The organism is Mesorhizobium shangrilense (genome assembly GCF_028826155.1).
Lineage (GTDB): Bacteria > Pseudomonadota > Alphaproteobacteria > Rhizobiales > Rhizobiaceae > Arvimicrobium > Arvimicrobium flavum.
In genome coordinates this window covers 4318755-4334831 of record NZ_JAQGPN010000001.1, presented here as the reverse complement: position 1 = coordinate 4334831, position 16077 = coordinate 4318755, and the positions used below count along the sequence as shown (strand labels likewise).

The window sequence follows — 16077 nt, the reverse complement described above, 5'->3', positions numbered from 1 at the left end:
GGACGGCGCAATGGCGTGATTGCGCCGGAGCGTTTTTGGCAATATGCGGCCGGACAAACGAGCTCACGAAGGATGAAGCATGGCAGACATCATCGATGGCAAGCGCGTTGCTGAGGACGTCGTCGAAACGGTCAGGAAGCGCACGGCCGAACTGACCGCAGCCGGTCATCGCGCCCCTGGCCTGGCCGTTGTCATCGTCGGCGAGGATCCCGCCAGCCAGGTCTATGTCGCTTCCAAGTCGAAGAAGGCCAAGGAGTGCGGCTTCCACTCGGTCCAGCATACGCTTCCCGCCGATACGTCAGAGGAGCAACTCCTGGAGCTTATCGCCGATCTAAACGCGGACCCCGCCATCCACGGCATCCTCGTCCAGCTGCCGCTGCCCCGCCACCTCGACGCAGGCAAGGTCATCCAGACCATCGCACCAGAGAAGGACGTCGACGGCTTCCACTTCATCAATGTCGGCAAGCTCGGCACCGGCGAGACAGAGACCGCCTTTGTGCCATGCACGCCGGCCGGGTCGATGATCCTGATCGAGCGGGTCCGCGGCAAGGACCTGTCGGGTCTCAACGCCGTTGTCGTCGGGCGATCCAACATCGTCGGCAAGCCGATGGCGAACCTGCTGCTGGCCGCCAACTGCACGGTGACCATCGCGCACAGCCGCACAGCGGATCTGCCGGCGCTCTGCCGGACCGCGGATATCCTGGTTGCCGCGGTGGGGCGGCCCGAGATGGTGAAGGGCGACTGGGTGAATCCGGGCGCCACGGTCATCGATGTCGGCATCAACCGGGTACCTGCGCCGGAGAAGGGCGAGGGCAAGACCCGCCTTGTCGGCGACGTCGACTTCAAGGCGGCCTCGATGAACGCTGGCGCCATCACCCCGGTGCCGGGCGGCGTCGGTCCGATGACGATCGCACTTCTGATGGCGAACACGCTCGTGTCGGCGTCGCTTGCCGCAGGCTTCCCTCGGCCGACCTTCTAGACCGATCATGCAAGACCGGGCGGATTTGCGCAGTTTGTCCAAACCTGTACAAAGTCCGGTCATGTCTGAGCCACAGCAATCCGGTCGGCAGTTCGCGTTCCTGCTGGTCGACAAGTTCTCGATGTTCTCGCTCGCCGCCGCCATCGATACTGTGCGTTCGGCGAACCGCCTGATCGGCCGTGATTTCTACTCATGGACGACGGTGTCGGCCGACGGCGACGCCGTCATGGCGTCGAACGGCCTGCCGCTGAAGATCGACTACAGCGTCGCCGACATTCCCCACGCCGACATACTGTTCGTCTGCGTCGGACTCACGACAGATTTCCCCGGCAAGAGCAAGGTGCTCGGCGCGCTGCGCAACTGGGGCCGCAGGGGAGGGGCGTTGGGCGCGCTCTCGGTCGGCTCCTATCTTCTCGCCGAGGCCGGCCAGCTCGAGGGCCACCGCTGCACCATCCATTGGGAAAATCGCGCCGGCTTCACGGAGCGCTTTCCCGAGATCCAATGCACCGGCAACGTCTTCGAGATCGACCGCAAGCGCTACACCTGCGCCGGCGGCACGACCTCGATCGACCTGATGCTGGAGATCGTGCGCTCCGATTTCGGGGTCAACCTTGCCAACGGAGTCGCCAACCAGTTCCAGCATGAGCGCATACGTTCGGCGGGCGACCGGCAGCGCGTCGGTCCCGAGCGCGACCTGACCGGCAAGTCGGAGAAGCTGAGGAAGATCGTCGAACTGATGGCGGACAACCTCGACGAGCCCTACTCGGCTGTTGAACTCGCCAAATCGGCAAAACTGTCGGTGCGCCAGGTCGAGAGGCTCTTCCTGCGCCACCTCAACATGACGCCTGGCCGCTACTACATGCGGCTGCGGCTGGAGCGCGCGCGGGAGTTGCTGCGGCAGACCAACATGCCGATCCTCGACGTGGCGATCGCCACCGGCTTCACCTCGCACTCCTACTTCGCCCAGAGCTACCGCCTGCAGTTCGGGCGGCCGCCGAGCGAGGAGAGGCGGACGACGTATTGAGGTGGGTCAGTTCCCGGTGATCAACAGGTGGCTTTTCGCGCCACTGCGTTCGAGAAGGACATGGGCGTTGCGGTCGAATGTCACGAATATGTCGCCGCCGAGTTGGTCGCCTTCGAAAGCGATTGCTCCGTCTGCGAAATCACCGCCGGCTTCGAGAATTGCGAGGCCCGCATTTGCGGCGGCGATGTTCATGGCAACATTTGCCGTCGTCAGAAGCCCTCGGATGACTTTGGCAATCTCATCTCTGCCCTGGCGATAGGTACGGTGAAGTACCCACGCGAGTTCACAGAGTGTCGGCGTGGTGACGACCACAATTTCGGCAGCCATGAGAGTCTGTTGCGCAATCGCGGCCTGAGACAGGTTATCAGCGAGGATCGCCCGCAACAGCACGTTGGTGTCGGCCGTCACTCTCATCGTTCGCCGGCCCAACCCTCCTCGATCGCGGTTTTAATCTCTTCCAACGTCTTCGGTGGCCCGTCATATTTCAGCATTCCGAACATGCTTGAAATCGGCAGGGTTCCTCTTGGCTTGGCCTGAAGGCGGACGCTTCCGTTCGGCAGCAGCTCGTACTGGATAGTGTCTCCCGGTTTTGCGCCGAGATGCTGGAGCGCCTCCTTCTTGAGGGTCACCTGGCCTTTGGACGTGATGGTAAGCTGGGGCATTTGTCACCTCGCACCATGAAAGTAAGGCAAATCTGCCTTACTTTCAATGTCCCGGCTACGCTGCGAACGCGCTCGCCCCATGATCGGCGCGGCCGGCCAGTTGGCGGAAACCGTTGAAAAGTTCCCGTCCGAAGCCGAACTCGTTTGCCGAGAGGTCGGCCGTCGCGCGGGCCCGGGCCGCCAGTTCGGCCGCAGGCAGCAGCACTTCCAGCGTTCCGGCCTCGGCGTCGAGCCGCACGATGTCGCCGTCGCGCAGCCTGGCGATGGCGCCGCCTTCCACCGCCTCAGGCGTCACGTGGATGGCGGCAGGCACCTTTCCGCTGGCGCCGGACATGCGGCCGTCGGTGACCAGCGCCACCTTGTAGCCACGGTCCTGCAGGATGCCGAGCACGGTGGTCAGTTTGTGCAGCTCCGGCATGCCGTTCGCCTTCGGTCCCTGGAAACGGATGACGGCGACGAAGTCGCGATTGAGTTCGCCCGCCTTGAAGGCGTCGTTCAGCGCCTGCTGGCTGTCCAGCACGAGCGCCGGCGCCTCTATGACGCGCCGCTCCGGCTTCACCGCCGAGACCTTGATGATGGCATGGCCGAGATTGCCGCTCAGCACCTTGAGGCCGCCGGTAGGCTGGAACGGCTCGGTGGCCGGGGCGAGAACCTTGCTGTCGCCGCTCTCCTTCGGTGCTGGCCGTCTCTCCACCGTTCCATCCGCAGCCAGTGCGGGCTCGATCGCATAGGGACGCAGCCCTTCGCCCCAGACCGTCTGGACATCCTCGTGCAGATAGCCGGCGTCGAGCAGTTCGCGGATCAGAAAACCCATGCCGCCGGCTGCATGAAAATGGTTCACGTCCGCGAGCCCGTTCGGATAGACGCGCGCCAGAAGCGGCACGTGATCGGAGAGGTCCGAAATGTCCTGCCACGTGATCGTGATGCCGGCAGCCTGCGCCATGGCGATCAGGTGGATCGTATGGTTGGTCGAGCCGCCCGTGGCATGCAGCCCGACGATGCCGTTCACGACGGAGCGCTCGTCGATCATGCGGCCGACCGGCGTGTAGGAATTGCCGAGCTGCGTGATGGCAAGCGCCCGCTTCGCCGCTTCCTGGGTCAACGCGTCTCGCAGCGGCGTGTTCGGGTTGATGAAGGATGCGCCGGGCGTATGCAGGCCCATGATCTCCATCAGCATCTGGTTGGAGTTGGCCGTGCCGTAGAACGTGCAGGTGCCGGGTCCGTGATAGGATTTCGACTCCGCTTCAAGCAGTTCGTCGCGGCCGACCTTGCCTTCGGCATAGAGCTGCCGGATCCGCGCCTTCTCGTCATTGGGGAGGCCGCTCGTCATCGGCCCGGCCGGGATGAACAAGGCCGGCAAATGGCCGAACGTCAGCGCCGCAATGACCAGTCCCGGCACGATCTTGTCGCAGACGCCGAGATAGACCGCGGCGTCGAACATGTTGTGCGAGAGGCCGATCGCCGCCGCCATGGCGATGACGTCGCGGGAGAAGAGCGACAGCTCCATGCCTGGCTGGCCCTGTGTGACCCCGTCGCACATGGCCGGCACCCCGCCCGCCACCTGCGCAATGCCGCCCGCTTCGCGCGCCGCCTGCTTGATGAGCTGCGGAAAAGTCTCGAACGGCTGATGCGCCGAGAGCATGTCGTTATAGGAGGTGATGATGCCGAGGTTCGGGACGCGATCGCCCGACAGATCCGCCTTCTCTCCCGGCGCACAGGCGGCAAAGCCGTGAGCGAGGTTGCCGCACGACAGCACCGCCCGGTTCGCCGTTTGGCCTGCCGCCCTGGTGATGCGGTCGAGATAGGTCTCGCGGCCGGGCTTCGAGCGCTCGCGAATCCGTTGGGTGATCGCTTCGATCTCGCGTCTTGCCGTCATCATCCTGTCCTTCGTTGCGGCCAGCACTGCCCGGAACCGCTCGGGCGGCGCCTCAGGGCGCCCAGAAGATTTCCGCGGGATGCCGCGCGTGCTCGAGCACGGTGCGGATCGGCGGGTTGGTGCGTCCTGCCAGGGCGTCGTCGATGACCTGACGCTTGGTAGGCCCTTCGATGTGCAGGACCAGCAACCCGGCCTCGGCCAGTCTTGGCATCGTCAATGTCAGGCGGGGCTCGCCCGCGCTCTGCGCGTCGACGCTGCGCACGATGTCGTCGGTCGAGGGATCCAGCAGCGCATCGAGCTCCTTGGCGTCCGGGAAGAACGATGCCGTGTGGCCGTCCGTTCCCATACCGAGCACGACCACGTCGAGCGGCCATGCAAGCCCGGACAGTGCTTTGGCCGACGCCTTGGCTGTCTCCTCGATGTTGTCGGCCTCCCTGAACAGCGGAACAAACCGCGCCGCCGCCGCCGGGCCATGGAGCAGGTTCTCGGCGACGAGGCGCTGGTTGGAGCGCGGCGAATCCGGGCCGACGAAACGCTCGTCCACGAGGGTGACCGTCACCCGAGCCCAATCGAGCGCGGCCTTCGACAATGCCTGGAAGAACAGTTTTGGCGTCGTCCCGCCCGACACGGCAAGCGTTGCGCCGCCGCGTGTTGCGATCGCCGCCGCCAGACGGTCGGCGACGGTCGACGCGAGACGATCGGCCAGGGCGCTGCCGTCCGCAGCCTCGTTCCAGTTGACGCGCACCGTTCCGCTCACACGCTCTCGTGCCATGTCCTGCCGTCGCGTTCGATCAGGGCGATCGCCGCCGAAGGGCCCCAGGTGCCGGCGGTATAGCCCTGGGCGTCCTGGCGGTTGTCCTCCCAGGCCCTCTGGATCGGATCGATCCACTGCCATGCGGCCTCGACCTCGTCGCGCCGCATGAAAAGGGTCTGGTTGCCGCGCACGACGTCCATGATCAGCCGCTCGTAGGCGTCCGGGTTCCGGCCCGGCAACGCTTCGGCGAAGCTGACATCGAGCGAGGTCGGCCTGAGCCGCATGCCGCCCGGCCCGGGATCCTTGATCATGATGTATTGCTTCACGCCCTCGTTCGGCTGCAGGCGGATTACCAGCTGGTTGGCACTGATGTTGCCCGCCGACTCGCCGAAGATGTTGTGCGGGATCTGCTTGAACTCGATGACGATCTCGGAAACGCGCGACGCCAGCCGCTTGCCGGTCCGCAGGTAGAACGGCACGCCGGCCCAGCGCCAGTTCTCGACCTCGGCCTTGATCGCGACGAATGTCTCGGTGCGGCTGCTGTTATTGCCGAGTTCCTCGAGATAGCCCTTCACCGGGCCTGTGGCCGACGCACCAGCCCGGTACTGCCCGCGCACGGTGTGCTTCGGCGCTTCCTGGCCGTTGACCCGCTTCAGCGAGCGCAGCACCTTCAGCTTCTCGTCGCGCACCGCGTCGGCGTCCATCGAGGAGGGCGGCTCCATGGCGACGAGGCAAAGCAGCTGCAGCATGTGGTTCTGCACCATGTCGCGCAGCGCGCCGGCCTTGTCGTAGTAGGTGACGCGATCTTCCAGGCCCACCGTTTCGGCCACCGTGATCTGCACGTGGTCGATAAGGGCCGAGTTCCACAGCGGCTCGTAGAGCGCATTGCCGAAACGCAGCGCCATCAGGTTCTGCACCGTCTCCTTACCGAGATAGTGGTCGATGCGGAAGATCTGCTGCTCTTTGAAATTGTGGCCGATCACGTCGTTGAGTTCGTGCGCGGACGCGAGATCGCGTCCGATCGGCTTTTCGACCACGATGCGCGAGTTGGGGGTGACCAACTGGTGTTCGCGCAGATGGACCGAAATGTCGCCGAAAAGCTGCGGCGCGACCGCCATGTAGAAGACACGCACGCGCTCGGAGGCGCCGACGGCCTTCTTCAGCCTAGCGAAGCCGTCGCCGGAGGTGGCGTCGACCGTTACGTAGCTCAGCCGCTCCAGGAACACTGCCACCTGCTTGTGATCGAGCTCGTCGGCCTTCACGTGGTCCTTGAGCGCCTTGTGCGCAAATTCGCGGAATTCCTCGTCGGTGAGCTTGCCGCGCGAGGCGCCGATGATGCGCGTGGGTTCCGAAAACTGCCCGGCAACCTGCCGGTGGTACAGCGACGGCAGGAGCTTGCGCTCCGAAAGGTCGCCCGTCCCTCCGAACACGATGAAATCGAACGGCTCAACGGGAATTGTCTGGCTCGTCATGGTCGGTTCCAAATTCAGCACGTCCAGTGCAGCCTGTAGTGATATCTAATCGATTTAAAGATGCCAGTGCCAAGGTGTCGCATGTTCCGTCTTGACACTATGGTTGTGCAACGCTTTCACATCTGTGCGGCTCGCGCCACAAATCTCGCGGCGCACACTAAGGCTGCAAATCCGCGACACAAGGGAGAAGTTCCGTTGACCAGCCACCTATCTGACCGCGCCCGCGGGGTTTTCGAATGAGCAGGCTCCAGGACAAGGTGGCGATCGTCACCGGCGGCGCGTCCGGCTTCGGCGAGGGCATGGCAAGGCGTTTCGCGGAGGAGGGCGCGAAGGTCGTGGTGTGCGACCTCAACGCAAAGGGCGCGGAGCGCGTGGCGGGCGAGATCGGCAAAGCCGCGATCGCGGTCACCACGGACGTGTCCCAGAAATCAGAGTTCGTCGAAATGGTCGATGCCGCGATGAACGCCTTCGGGCGCATCGACATCATGGTCAATAATGCCGGCTACACCCACCGCAACGGCGACATGCTCGGGGTGTCCGAGGAGACCTTCGATCTCATCTACTCCGTCAACATGAAGGCAATCTACCATGCGGCGCAGGCTGTCGTGCCGATCATGGAAAAGCAGGGCGGCGGCTCGATCCTGACTACGGCCTCGACTGCCGGCCTCAGGCCGCGTCCGGGTCTCACCTGGTACAACGCCTCCAAGGGCTGGGCGATCACCGCGACGAAGTCGATGGCGGTCGAACTCGCGCCGAAGAACATCCGCGTCAACTGCCTGTGCCCGGTCGCCGGCGACACCGGCATGCTGGCCCAGTTCATGGGCGAGGACACGCCGGAACTCAGGGCCAAATTCCGCGCCTCCATCCCCCTCGGCCGCCTCTCCACGCCCCTCGACATCGCCAACGCCGCGCTGTGGCTTGTTTCGGACGAAGCGGAGTTCATCACCGGCGTCGCGCTGGAGGTGGACGGGGGTAGGTGTATCTGAGGGGGCGCTGTCGTGTCCTCGTGTCGCGCCGTTTCTCGATGCTTGGCCACACGAGCATCCGCGCTTGTCGAGGGTCTCGCGCTGTAGGATAGTTCTCGTGCGGCGGGTGCAATGTCACGTGCCCGCCATCAGCGCGAGGTGACCCAAAAGTGTCTCCCGAGAATGGCGCAAGGGTGATCGCCGAGGCGATGAGCCATGTCGGCGAACATTACATCCATGGCGGCTACGGGGCGACGCCGGGGAAAACCGACGGATGTCCCTGCCGTCCGGGCATGGTCAACCTGATCTATCAGCAGATGAACCCGGCCAAGAGCGGCAAGCCGCAAAGCGACATGGCCGTGCTTGCCGCCCAGACGCTGATCCGCAAGGATGAGAACGACCCGGGAAAATACTCTGTCTGCGCCGGCAGCTACACGGTCAAGAAGGGCGGACACGAGATCTCGGAGTTCGATCCCGAGCTGAAAACCTTCCTCGACTATTTTGGCAAGATCGACCTGCGCCTTGGGCAGTTCCCGTCCATCCTGATGAGCCCGCGCCGCGCCTACGGGCCGGGACCCGGCGGCGACATCGGCGGCAAGCTGGTCTGGGGCGAGATCTGTGTCGGCGCGCGCCATTTCGATTGCATCGGCTTCATCAGCTTCTGCATCTGGAAGGCGATGGGAAAGGTGCTCCAGCTGGAGATCAAGTACTGGCGCGAGCCGTTCAATTCCGGCGGCCAGGTGTTCGACATGCGCGCCGGCCAAAAACCCAAGGAACTGATGGATGCCGACGTGCTGATCCAGGCCGATCATCACATCGGCTTCGTCTCCAGGGACGGGACGCTGGTCCAGGCGGAGGACACGGACCTGGGCGTGCGCGCAACGCCCGGCTTCAGTCTCGATTCACCCGGAAACTGGACGCATCTCGTCCGTCTGCCGGACTACAAGCCCGATCCGCCGCCCGCGCCCAAGCCCAAGAAGTAGCCCCGCCGCTTCAGCTCTTTTGTTTTCGCATCGCTTCTGCCGAAAACCGGCATCCACTTTTCGGCGCGATGCTTTAGATCCGGTCGCGCAGCGCGAACCAGTTCAGCGCCAGGAAGAGCAGGGGCGCGCGCAGGCGGCTGCCGCCAGGAAATGCCGGAATCTTGAGGTCTTCCAGAAGTTTTAGCCGGTCGCGGTTGCCGGCGATCGTCTCGGCGTAGAGCTTGCCGACGAAGTTGGACAGCATCACGCCATGCCCCGAATAGCCGCCGGCCGAGATGACATTGGGCATCACCTCGCGGACGAACGGCTTGCGCGGCATGGTGATGCCGACATAGCCGCCCCAGGCATGGGTGATCTCGACGTCCTTCAAGGCCGGATAAAGCTCGATGATCTGCCGCCGGATTTGCTGCGGAATGTCCTTGGGATCGTCGACTGCGTAAACCTCGCGCCCGCCGAACAGCAGCCGTCCGTCTTTCGACCGGCGGAAGTAGCGGACGACGAAACGGGAATCGTCGACGGATTCGCCGCCGGGCAGGATTGGGCTGTCGCCCCCGAGCGGAACGGTTGCGCCGATGAATGAGCCGATCGGCATTACATGCGCCGCGCTGACGGGTTCCAGCGCGCCGCCATAGGCGTTGACGGCGATCAGGCATTTCTTCGCCGTGATCGTACCCTTCGCGGTAGACACGGTGACGTTCCCGCCGTTCGACGCGATCGCCGTCGAACGGGTGTTCTCGAAGAGCTTGGCGCCCGCCGCCGCGGCGACCCGCGCGGTGCCGATCACAAGCTTCATCGGATGGATATGGCCGGTGCCGGTGTCGCGCACGCCGCCGAAGTAGCGTTCCGAACCGAGCCGCCGCGCCGTTTCCAGGGCGTCCATGTAGGTGACGTGCGGGTAGCCGAAGCGGGTCCCCATGATCTCGGCATGCGCTTCGTAGTGCTTCAGGTAGCGCTTCTTGTGTACGACCGACATCTGTCCAGGCATGAAGTCGATCTCGATGGCGTTCGCCGCCGCGAAATCAAAAAGATGCGCCTTCGCCTCCTCGGCGAGCTCGAACAGCGCCTTGGCGCGGGTATAACCGTATTCCGCCTCGAGTTCCTCCGCCCAGGCGCGCTGGCCGGTGCCGAGCTGGCCGCCATTGCGCCCGGAAGCGCCGTCGCCGAAGCGGTGCGCCTCCACCAGCGCCACGTCGACGCCGGCCTTGGCCAAATGCGCCGCCGCCGACAAGCCGGTGAAGCCGCCGCCGATGATGACGACGTCAGTCCGCAGGTCGCCGTCGAGCGCGGGACGTTCGGGACGGTCGCCAACGGTCGCTTCGTACCAGGAGTAGCCGGGGGAGATGGGGGATTGGTGGGGCATGGCGATCAGGGGAATAGGGGAATAGGGCAGTAGGGCAGTAGGGCAGTAGGGGAAGTGCTAGCTCCCCGCCAGCTTTCGCAGCAGAAGTCGTAATAGCTTGCCCACACTTTCGCTGCTTGCCAGGAGCGCAACTGTTGAGCCATTGGGTGCGATCCCGACACGGTCTGCAATCAGAAGATGGGTTTCGAGCTCCTTCAGTGATCCTTGGGCAATCCTGAGAAACTGGAGATAGGAGCCGCGGTGCTCGCGGCCATAACCCTCGGCAATGTTGGCAGGGACGGAAGCTGCTGCGCGCCGAACCTGACTGGTGAGCCCGTACAACTCGTCTTTCGGCCAGGATTTCGTGGTCGAATACACAGTAACCGTCAAATCCATCGCCTGCTGCCAGACGACAAGGTCTTGATAAGAACCGGATCTGTCGGCCATTTTTCCCCTACTCCCCTACTCCCCTACTCCCCTACTCCCCTACTCCCCTACTCCCCTACTCCCCTACCTCACACATTCAGCAACAAATACTCCCTCTCCCACGGGCTGATCACCTCCATGAAGGTCTCGAACTCGGCGCGCTTGATGGCCACGTAGGTCGAGACGAAGTTGTCGCCCAGCGCTTCGCGCAGGTCGGTGTCGCCTTCGAACAGGTCGACGGCCTCGAGAAGTCCGCGCGGCAGGTCGATCTCGTCCTCATTGGCGGTGGTTAGCACGGGGGCTTCCGGCTCGATCTGCTTCGTCATGCCGATCAATCCGCAGGCGAGCGAGGCGGCGAGCGCCAGATAGGGGTTGGCGTCGGAGGAGGGGATGCGGTTTTCGACGCGCCGGGCGGCCGGATCGGAGCGAGGCACCCGGAAGGCGGTAGTCCGGTTGTCGTAGCCCCATTTGTTGTTCACCGGGGCCGACGCCGCCTGCGTCAGGCGGCGATAGGAGTTCACGTAGGGGGCGAACATCACCAGCGCGTTCGGCACGTGCGTCTGCATGCCGCCGATGAAATGGCGAAAGGCGTCTGTCTCCACGCCGTTCTCGCCGGAAAAGATGTTCTTGCCCGTCTTCTTGTCGATGATCGACTGGTGGATGTGCATGGCCGAGCCGGGCTGTCCCTGGATCGGCTTGGCCATGAACGTGGCGTAAGTCTCGTGCTTCAGCGCCGCTTCGCGGATGGTGCGCTTGAACATGAAGACCTGGTCCGCCAACTCGATCGGATTGCCATGGCGCAGGTTGATCTCCAGCTGCCCGGCGCCCTCTTCGTGGATCAGCGTGTCGATCTCGAGGCCCTGGCTTTCGGAGAAATGGTAGATGTCGTCGATCAGCTCGTCGAACTCGTTGACGCCGGCGATGGAATAACCGGCGCCGCCGCCGATCGGTCGGCCCGAGCGACCGACGGGCGGCACCAGCGGATAGTCCGGGTCGGGATTCTTGCGCACCAGGTAAAACTCTATCTCGGGCGCGACGACGGGTTTCAGGCCCCGCTTGTCATAGGCGGCGACCACTCGCTTCAGCACGTTGCGCGGCGTGAACTCGACCGACCGTCCGTCCTGGTGCACCAGGTCGCAGATGACCTGTGCCGTCGGGTCGTCTTCCCAGGGCACCACCGACAGCGTCGAGAGGTCCGGCACCAGCTTCAGGTCGCCGTCGTCCTCGGGGTAGGCGAAGCCATTCCCGTCCTCGGGATAGTCTCCGGAGATCGTCATCATGAATGGCGCGGAGGGCAGGGCGAGAGAGGTGTTCGAGGTGAATTTGCTCGAGGGCATCATCTTGCCGCGCGCGACACCGGCCTGGTCGGGCGTGATGCACTCGATGTCTTCGATACCGCGCCATTCGAGCCATTCGGCTGCTTCGCGCCAATTCTTGACGCCTCGGAGATTCTTGACGAATTGGGGCGTGCGCGAGCGCCCTCCACGGCCGGCCGGGCGCACTTCCTTCTTCGTGGGGGGCATCAATCACCAGAATTGTTGCAGATGGGCCACTATACCCATGAGCAAGATGGAAAGGGAAGTGGTCAGGCTTGGCGGCGCGCCAGCCGATCTATGACCGGCTGCAGGCGTTCCGGCGTGATCGGCTTGCTGACGACTTCGTCCACGAGCGAGGGGAGAGGCAGGCTGTCGATGGTGCCGTTGCGGGTGCACAGCATGATGACCCGGGGCAGTCCGGCTTCGCTCGCCCGTCGATAAGTGGCGATATGTGCGAAAAGAACATCGCAATCGCGATTGTCCGCGCCCCCGTCGAGAACCACCAGCCCCGGGCGCCTCGTCATCAGATGACCGGCGGCGTCCTCGATCGAAACAGTCGCAGCCTTCAAGCCGCAGCGATGCACGATCTTTGAGACGACGACGAGATTGACACGCGATCTGCCGACGACAAGCACCGGTTCGTGGATGGATTCGACGGGCGTCCGTCCATTCGGATGCAGGGACTGCTCACAGTTTTCAGTCTCCGCAGGAGGATTGATCATCCGTTCCCCAAGGTGAAGGCGCGCGCCCCGCGCGTCGGCTTCAGTTCCTCCCGGGAGATCTCCCGGACAATGCGGGCATATGCGTAGCCGACTGGCAGGCCAATCTCAACTCATACTTGCAAGGCGTTCGCAGGGCGCTCCTGCATGTTGTCGCCGGAGAATGGGCCGTCGGCTGAGGCTCTCTGCCGACGACCATGTCTTGTCAGCATCAAATGTTGTTCGTCTGGGTCGCAATAACGGGGATAAGCAGGTCGCCCCAGTTGCCGTTCCCACCATGGTGGCGGGCCGAGCGAACCAGCTCTACCGACACCCCGGCGTCGACCGCCTTCATCACTGCCTGGTTGAGCCGGTGAAGGTCGTTGGCCACCATGCGGATCACGGCCTGCTGGTCCTCGGTCATCAGCGACGCCTGCTCGTCTGCGCGTTCCTTGACGCGGGTCTTGGGCGCGTTCATCTGCCTGCTCCTTTCAAAATTGCTGCGTTTCCAGGCAATTGGATGTTCGGCGGAGGACCGGCCCGCGAGGGGAGTGACCGGTCCTCCGTCCGCACGCGGCCGCTATTCGGCGGCCGGGCGGAACTGTTCGTGCTCCGTCGATTCCTTCATCGCGGTCGTCGACGATTTGCCGCCGCTGATCGCCATCGACACGGCGTCGAAGTAGCCGGTGCCGACTTCGCGCTGATGCTTCGTCGCGGTGTAGCCGTTGACCTCGGCGGCGAACTCCGCCTCCTGGAGCTCCGAATAGGCTGCCATCTGGCGATCCTTGTAGCCGCGCGCCAGCTCGAACATGCCGTAGTTCAGCTGGTGGAAGCCGGCCAGCGTGATGAACTGGAACTTGTAGCCCATGGCGCCAAGCTCGCGCTGGAATTTTGCGATCGTCGCGTCGTCGAGGTTCTTCTTCCAGTTGAACGAGGGCGAGCAGTTGTAGGCGAGCTTCTTGCCCGGATGCGCCTTGTGGACGGCCTCGGCGAACTTCCTGGCCTGCGCCAGGTCCGGCTTGCCGGTTTCCATCCAGATCAGGTCGCAGTGCGGCGCGTAGGCGATGGCGCGTGCGATGCACGGCTCGATGCCGTTCCTGACCTGGTAGAAGCCCTCCACCGTGCGCCCGGCGTCGTAGTCCACGAACGGACGATCGCGCTCGTCGATGTCGGAGGTGAGCAGCTTGGCGGCCTCGGCGTCGGTGCGGGCGACGATCAGCGTCGGCGTTCCCATCACGTCGGCGGCCAGCCGCGCGGCGTTCAAGTTGCGGATGTGCGCCGCGGTCGGGATCAGCACCTTGCCGCCGAGATGGCCGCACTTCTTTTCCGAAGCGAGCTGGTCCTCGAAGTGGACGCCCGCCGCGCCTGCCTCGATGAACGCCTTCATGATCTCGAAGGCGTTAAGCGGACCGCCAAAGCCGGCTTCCGCGTCGGCGACGATCGGCGCGAACCAGGTGTCGACCGACAGGCCGTTGCCTTCCGAGGTCTCGATCTGGTCGGCGCGCTGCAGCGTGCGGTTGATGCGCTTGGCAAGCTCAGGCGCTGCGTTGGCCGGATAGAGAGACTGATCCGGGTACATGGCGGACGCGGTGTTGGCGTCGGCCGCGACCTGCCAGCCGGAGAGGTAGATCGCCTTGAGGCCGGCGCGGACCATCTGCATGGCCTGGTTGCCGGAAAGGGCGCCCAGCGCATTGACGAAGTCCTCCTCGTTGATCAGCTTCCACAGCCGGTTGGCGCCCATCTCGGCCAGCGAATGCCTGATCTGCACCGATCCGCGCAACCGCTTCACGTCCTCCGGCGAGTAGGGGCGTTCGATCCCCTCGAAGCGGCCCTCGGGCGCCGATGGGACGAGGTTGTAAAAATCAGTCATGTTGAAATTCTCCGATGTTCAGAAAAACGCTGCTTGAGTTTGGACGCCCGTTATCTCTCGCCGCTGCTCGTGACAGAATTTACATTGCAGCGCGAAGGAGGCGAGGAAAATCGGCAAATTTGGACGTGCAATCGGGAAAACCTGTGTTGAGTTTGACCGATCCCAATTGTAAAGTTGTCATGATTGTAAAACGGCTCGGTGTCGGCGAAATTCGTCAGGGTTGTAAAGATGTGTAAATCCCGTGGCTGAACAGAAAATCTTCGCCGGCCCCCGCATCCGGCGTATCCGCAATGGCAAGGGCCTCACCCAGACTGCCATGGCCGAGGGCCTAGGCATCTCGCCGTCCTATCTGAACCTGATCGAGCGCAATCAGCGCCCGCTGACGGTCCAGCTCATTCTGAAGCTGGCGTCCGTCTACAAGGTCGAGCCGGAGGAACTGCAGGGCGGGCCCGGTGGTTCGATGGCAGCCTTGAGGGAGGTCTTTTCCGATCCCCTTCTCGCCGGCGAATTGCCGGGAGACCAGGAGTTGGTCGAGATCGCCGAAGCCGCGCCGAACGCTGCCGCGGCCATGGTGAAGCTCTACCGGGCCTATCGCGAACAGGTCGCCCGTCTCTCCGACCTTTCCGAGATCATGGCGCGCGAAGGCAGGGCGACTGCGGTTGCCGCGACTCGCCTGCCCATAGACGAGGTGCGCGAGACCTTCGAGCGCCGGTCGAACCATTTTGCCGGCATTGAGAACGAGGCGGAGGCCTTCACGACGCTGCTTGATCCCGGCGGCGACCTGTCGGGCGCGCTCAAGGCATGGCTGAAGCGGGAGCACGGCATCGTGGTGAAGGTGCTGCCGGTCGCCACCATGCCGAACTGGCGGCGTCGCTACGATCGCCATTCCCAGCGCCTCTTCATCTCTGAGCGCCTGTCGCCCTTCGACCAGTTGCGCGAGATCGCGATGGAGGCCTGCCTCGTCCGCATGCAGGTGGCGATCGCCTCCGAGATACAGGCGCTAAAACTATCGTCCGACGAAGCGCGGCGGTTGGCGCGATTCGAACTCGCCCGCTATGCCGCGCACGCCCTGATGATGCCTTACGCCGCGTTCCAGACGGCCGCCCAGCGCACCCGGTACGACATCGACGTTTTGCGCGCGCGCTTCGGCGTCTCCTTCGAACAGGCCGCCAACCGGCTCACCATGTTGCAACGGACCGGCGCGTCCGGCGTGCCGTTCTTCATGCTCGAGGTCGACAATGCCGGGAACCGTTTCCGCAAGGCCGGCGCGCAGGGCTTTCCCCAAAGCCGCTTTGGCGGCGGCTGCCCGAAGCTCGGCGTCCATGCCGCCTTCTCGCAGCCCGGCCAGATCCTGGTCGATGCGGTGGAACTGCCGGACGGCGCCGAGTTTCTGACAATCTCCCGCACGCTGGAGGGGCCGCAGGGCGCGTTCAGTGAACGGCCGCGTCGCACGGCGCTTCTCCTTGGCTGCGACATCGGCTTCAAGGACGAGATTGTCTATGGCACGGCCCTACCGCCCGCAACCGGTCCCGGCGGCAAGCCGGCCGGGATTTCGTCGACGCCGGTAGGTCCGGCCTGCCGGCTGTGCGAGCGGGTTGGCTGCCTGTCGCGCGCGGAACCGCCGATTACGCGGCCCCTCGGCCTCGACGAGATGGTGACCGGGCTCAGCGCGTTCGACTTCCAGTGATGCGCCCGGCCACGCGTCCGCTCAAG

Annotated in this window: 16 protein-coding genes; 5 read left to right on the top strand and 11 right to left on the bottom strand. The window is 64.2% G+C overall.

The genetic code is table 11. The annotated features are described in order from the left end of the window. The first annotated feature begins 79 nt into the window (after positions 1-79). A complete protein-coding gene (gene folD, locus PD284_RS20960; protein ID WP_274630063.1) occupies positions 80-979 on the top strand; it encodes a bifunctional methylenetetrahydrofolate dehydrogenase/methenyltetrahydrofolate cyclohydrolase FolD in 900 nt (299 codons plus the stop codon). A gap of 61 nt (positions 980-1040) precedes the next feature. Beyond that, complete coding sequence (locus PD284_RS20955) at positions 1041-2003, top strand: GlxA family transcriptional regulator (protein ID WP_274630062.1); 963 nt, start codon at positions 1041-1043, stop codon at positions 2001-2003. Between the two features lie 6 nt (positions 2004-2009). On the opposite strand, the gene PD284_RS20950 is transcribed toward PD284_RS20955, so the two are convergent. From PD284_RS20950 to zwf, 5 genes are read right to left on the bottom strand one after another with little or no spacing between them, the layout of a single operon-like run. Further along, a complete protein-coding gene (locus PD284_RS20950; RefSeq protein WP_274630061.1) occupies positions 2010-2417 on the bottom strand; it encodes a type II toxin-antitoxin system VapC family toxin in 408 nt (135 codons plus the stop codon). Next, positions 2414-2665: an AbrB/MazE/SpoVT family DNA-binding domain-containing protein gene (locus PD284_RS20945; protein ID WP_274630060.1), complete on the bottom strand. Its 252-nt coding sequence runs from the start codon at positions 2663-2665 to the stop codon at positions 2414-2416. Before PD284_RS20945 ends, PD284_RS20950 begins: the two co-directional genes overlap by 4 nt. A 55-nt stretch (positions 2666-2720) precedes the next feature. Continuing rightward, entirely contained in the window at positions 2721-4541 is a 1821-nt protein-coding gene (gene edd, locus PD284_RS20940; protein WP_274630059.1) for a phosphogluconate dehydratase, read from the bottom strand. Between the two features lie 52 nt (positions 4542-4593). After that, complete coding sequence (pgl, locus tag PD284_RS20935) at positions 4594-5313, bottom strand: 6-phosphogluconolactonase (protein ID WP_274630058.1); 720 nt, start codon at positions 5311-5313, stop codon at positions 4594-4596. Further along, positions 5295-6767: a glucose-6-phosphate dehydrogenase gene (gene zwf, locus PD284_RS20930; protein WP_274630057.1), complete on the bottom strand. Its 1473-nt coding sequence runs from the start codon at positions 6765-6767 to the stop codon at positions 5295-5297. The genes pgl and zwf overlap by 19 nt, the downstream gene beginning before the upstream one ends. Before the next feature lie 236 nt (positions 6768-7003). On the opposite strand from zwf, the gene PD284_RS20925 reads away from it, so the two are divergent. Together PD284_RS20925 and PD284_RS20920 are read left to right on the top strand one after the other, a co-directional pair. Further along, entirely contained in the window at positions 7004-7753 is a 750-nt protein-coding gene (locus tag PD284_RS20925) for an SDR family oxidoreductase (RefSeq protein ID WP_274630056.1), read from the top strand. A gap of 149 nt (positions 7754-7902) precedes the next feature. Beyond that, positions 7903-8715, top strand: a complete 813-nt coding sequence (locus PD284_RS20920) for a hypothetical protein (protein WP_274630055.1) — start codon at positions 7903-7905, stop codon at positions 8713-8715. Between the two features lie 73 nt (positions 8716-8788). Here the strand turns inward: PD284_RS20920 and PD284_RS20915 are convergent, their stop codons facing one another. From PD284_RS20915 to aceA, 6 genes are all read right to left on the bottom strand, one after another. Continuing rightward, a complete protein-coding gene (locus tag PD284_RS20915) occupies positions 8789-10075 on the bottom strand; it encodes an NAD(P)/FAD-dependent oxidoreductase (protein ID WP_274630054.1) in 1287 nt (428 codons plus the stop codon). Positions 10076-10132: 57 nt separating this feature from the next. Next, on the bottom strand, positions 10133-10501 hold the full coding sequence (locus PD284_RS20910) for a four helix bundle protein (RefSeq protein WP_274630053.1): 369 nt from the start codon (positions 10499-10501) through the stop codon (positions 10133-10135). A gap of 68 nt (positions 10502-10569) precedes the next feature. Beyond that, positions 10570-12003, bottom strand: a complete 1434-nt coding sequence (locus PD284_RS20905; protein WP_274630052.1) for a glutamine synthetase family protein — start codon at positions 12001-12003, stop codon at positions 10570-10572. Positions 12004-12065: 62 nt separating this feature from the next. Further along, the gene (locus PD284_RS20900) at positions 12066-12518 is read right to left on the bottom strand and encodes a DNA-binding transcriptional response regulator (RefSeq protein ID WP_274630051.1); all 453 of its coding nucleotides are present in this window, start codon (positions 12516-12518) and stop codon (positions 12066-12068) included. 208 nt (positions 12519-12726) lie between these two features. Continuing rightward, complete coding sequence (locus tag PD284_RS20895; protein WP_274630050.1) at positions 12727-12972, bottom strand: SMc00767 family acetate metabolism repressor; 246 nt, start codon at positions 12970-12972, stop codon at positions 12727-12729. A gap of 102 nt (positions 12973-13074) precedes the next feature. Beyond that, complete coding sequence (gene aceA / locus PD284_RS20890) at positions 13075-14364, bottom strand: isocitrate lyase (protein WP_274630049.1); 1290 nt, start codon at positions 14362-14364, stop codon at positions 13075-13077. Positions 14365-14605: 241 nt separating this feature from the next. Between aceA and PD284_RS20885 the strand changes: the two genes are divergently transcribed. Beyond that, positions 14606-16051, top strand: a complete 1446-nt coding sequence (locus PD284_RS20885) for a helix-turn-helix domain-containing protein (protein ID WP_274630048.1) — start codon at positions 14606-14608, stop codon at positions 16049-16051. Positions 16052-16077 lie beyond the last annotated feature (26 nt).

Bases quoted from the DNA above. Each gene is read 5' to 3' on its own strand.
- folD (WP_274630063.1), top strand. From the start codon at position 80: ATGGCAGACATCATCGATGGCAAGCGCGTTGCTGAGGACGTCGTCGAA.
- PD284_RS20955 (WP_274630062.1), top strand. From the start codon at position 1,041: ATGTCTGAGCCACAGCAATCCGGTCGGCAGTTCGCGTTCCTGCTGGTC.
- PD284_RS20950 (WP_274630061.1), bottom strand. From the start codon at position 2,417: ATGAGAGTGACGGCCGACACCAACGTGCTGTTGCGGGCGATCCTCGCT.
- PD284_RS20945 (WP_274630060.1), bottom strand. From the start codon at position 2,665: ATGCCCCAGCTTACCATCACGTCCAAAGGCCAGGTGACCCTCAAGAAG.
- edd (WP_274630059.1), bottom strand. From the start codon at position 4,541: ATGACGGCAAGACGCGAGATCGAAGCGATCACCCAACGGATTCGCGAG.
- pgl (WP_274630058.1), bottom strand. From the start codon at position 5,313: ATGGCACGAGAGCGTGTGAGCGGAACGGTGCGCGTCAACTGGAACGAG.
- zwf (WP_274630057.1), bottom strand. From the start codon at position 6,767: ATGACGAGCCAGACAATTCCCGTTGAGCCGTTCGATTTCATCGTGTTC.
- PD284_RS20925 (WP_274630056.1), top strand. From the start codon at position 7,004: ATGAGCAGGCTCCAGGACAAGGTGGCGATCGTCACCGGCGGCGCGTCC.
- PD284_RS20915 (WP_274630054.1), bottom strand. From the start codon at position 10,075: ATGCCCCACCAATCCCCCATCTCCCCCGGCTACTCCTGGTACGAAGCG.
- PD284_RS20910 (WP_274630053.1), bottom strand. From the start codon at position 10,501: ATGGCCGACAGATCCGGTTCTTATCAAGACCTTGTCGTCTGGCAGCAG.
- PD284_RS20905 (WP_274630052.1), bottom strand. From the start codon at position 12,003: ATGCCCCCCACGAAGAAGGAAGTGCGCCCGGCCGGCCGTGGAGGGCGC.
- PD284_RS20900 (WP_274630051.1), bottom strand. From the start codon at position 12,518: ATGATCAATCCTCCTGCGGAGACTGAAAACTGTGAGCAGTCCCTGCAT.
- PD284_RS20895 (WP_274630050.1), bottom strand. From the start codon at position 12,972: ATGAACGCGCCCAAGACCCGCGTCAAGGAACGCGCAGACGAGCAGGCG.
- aceA (WP_274630049.1), bottom strand. From the start codon at position 14,364: ATGACTGATTTTTACAACCTCGTCCCATCGGCGCCCGAGGGCCGCTTC.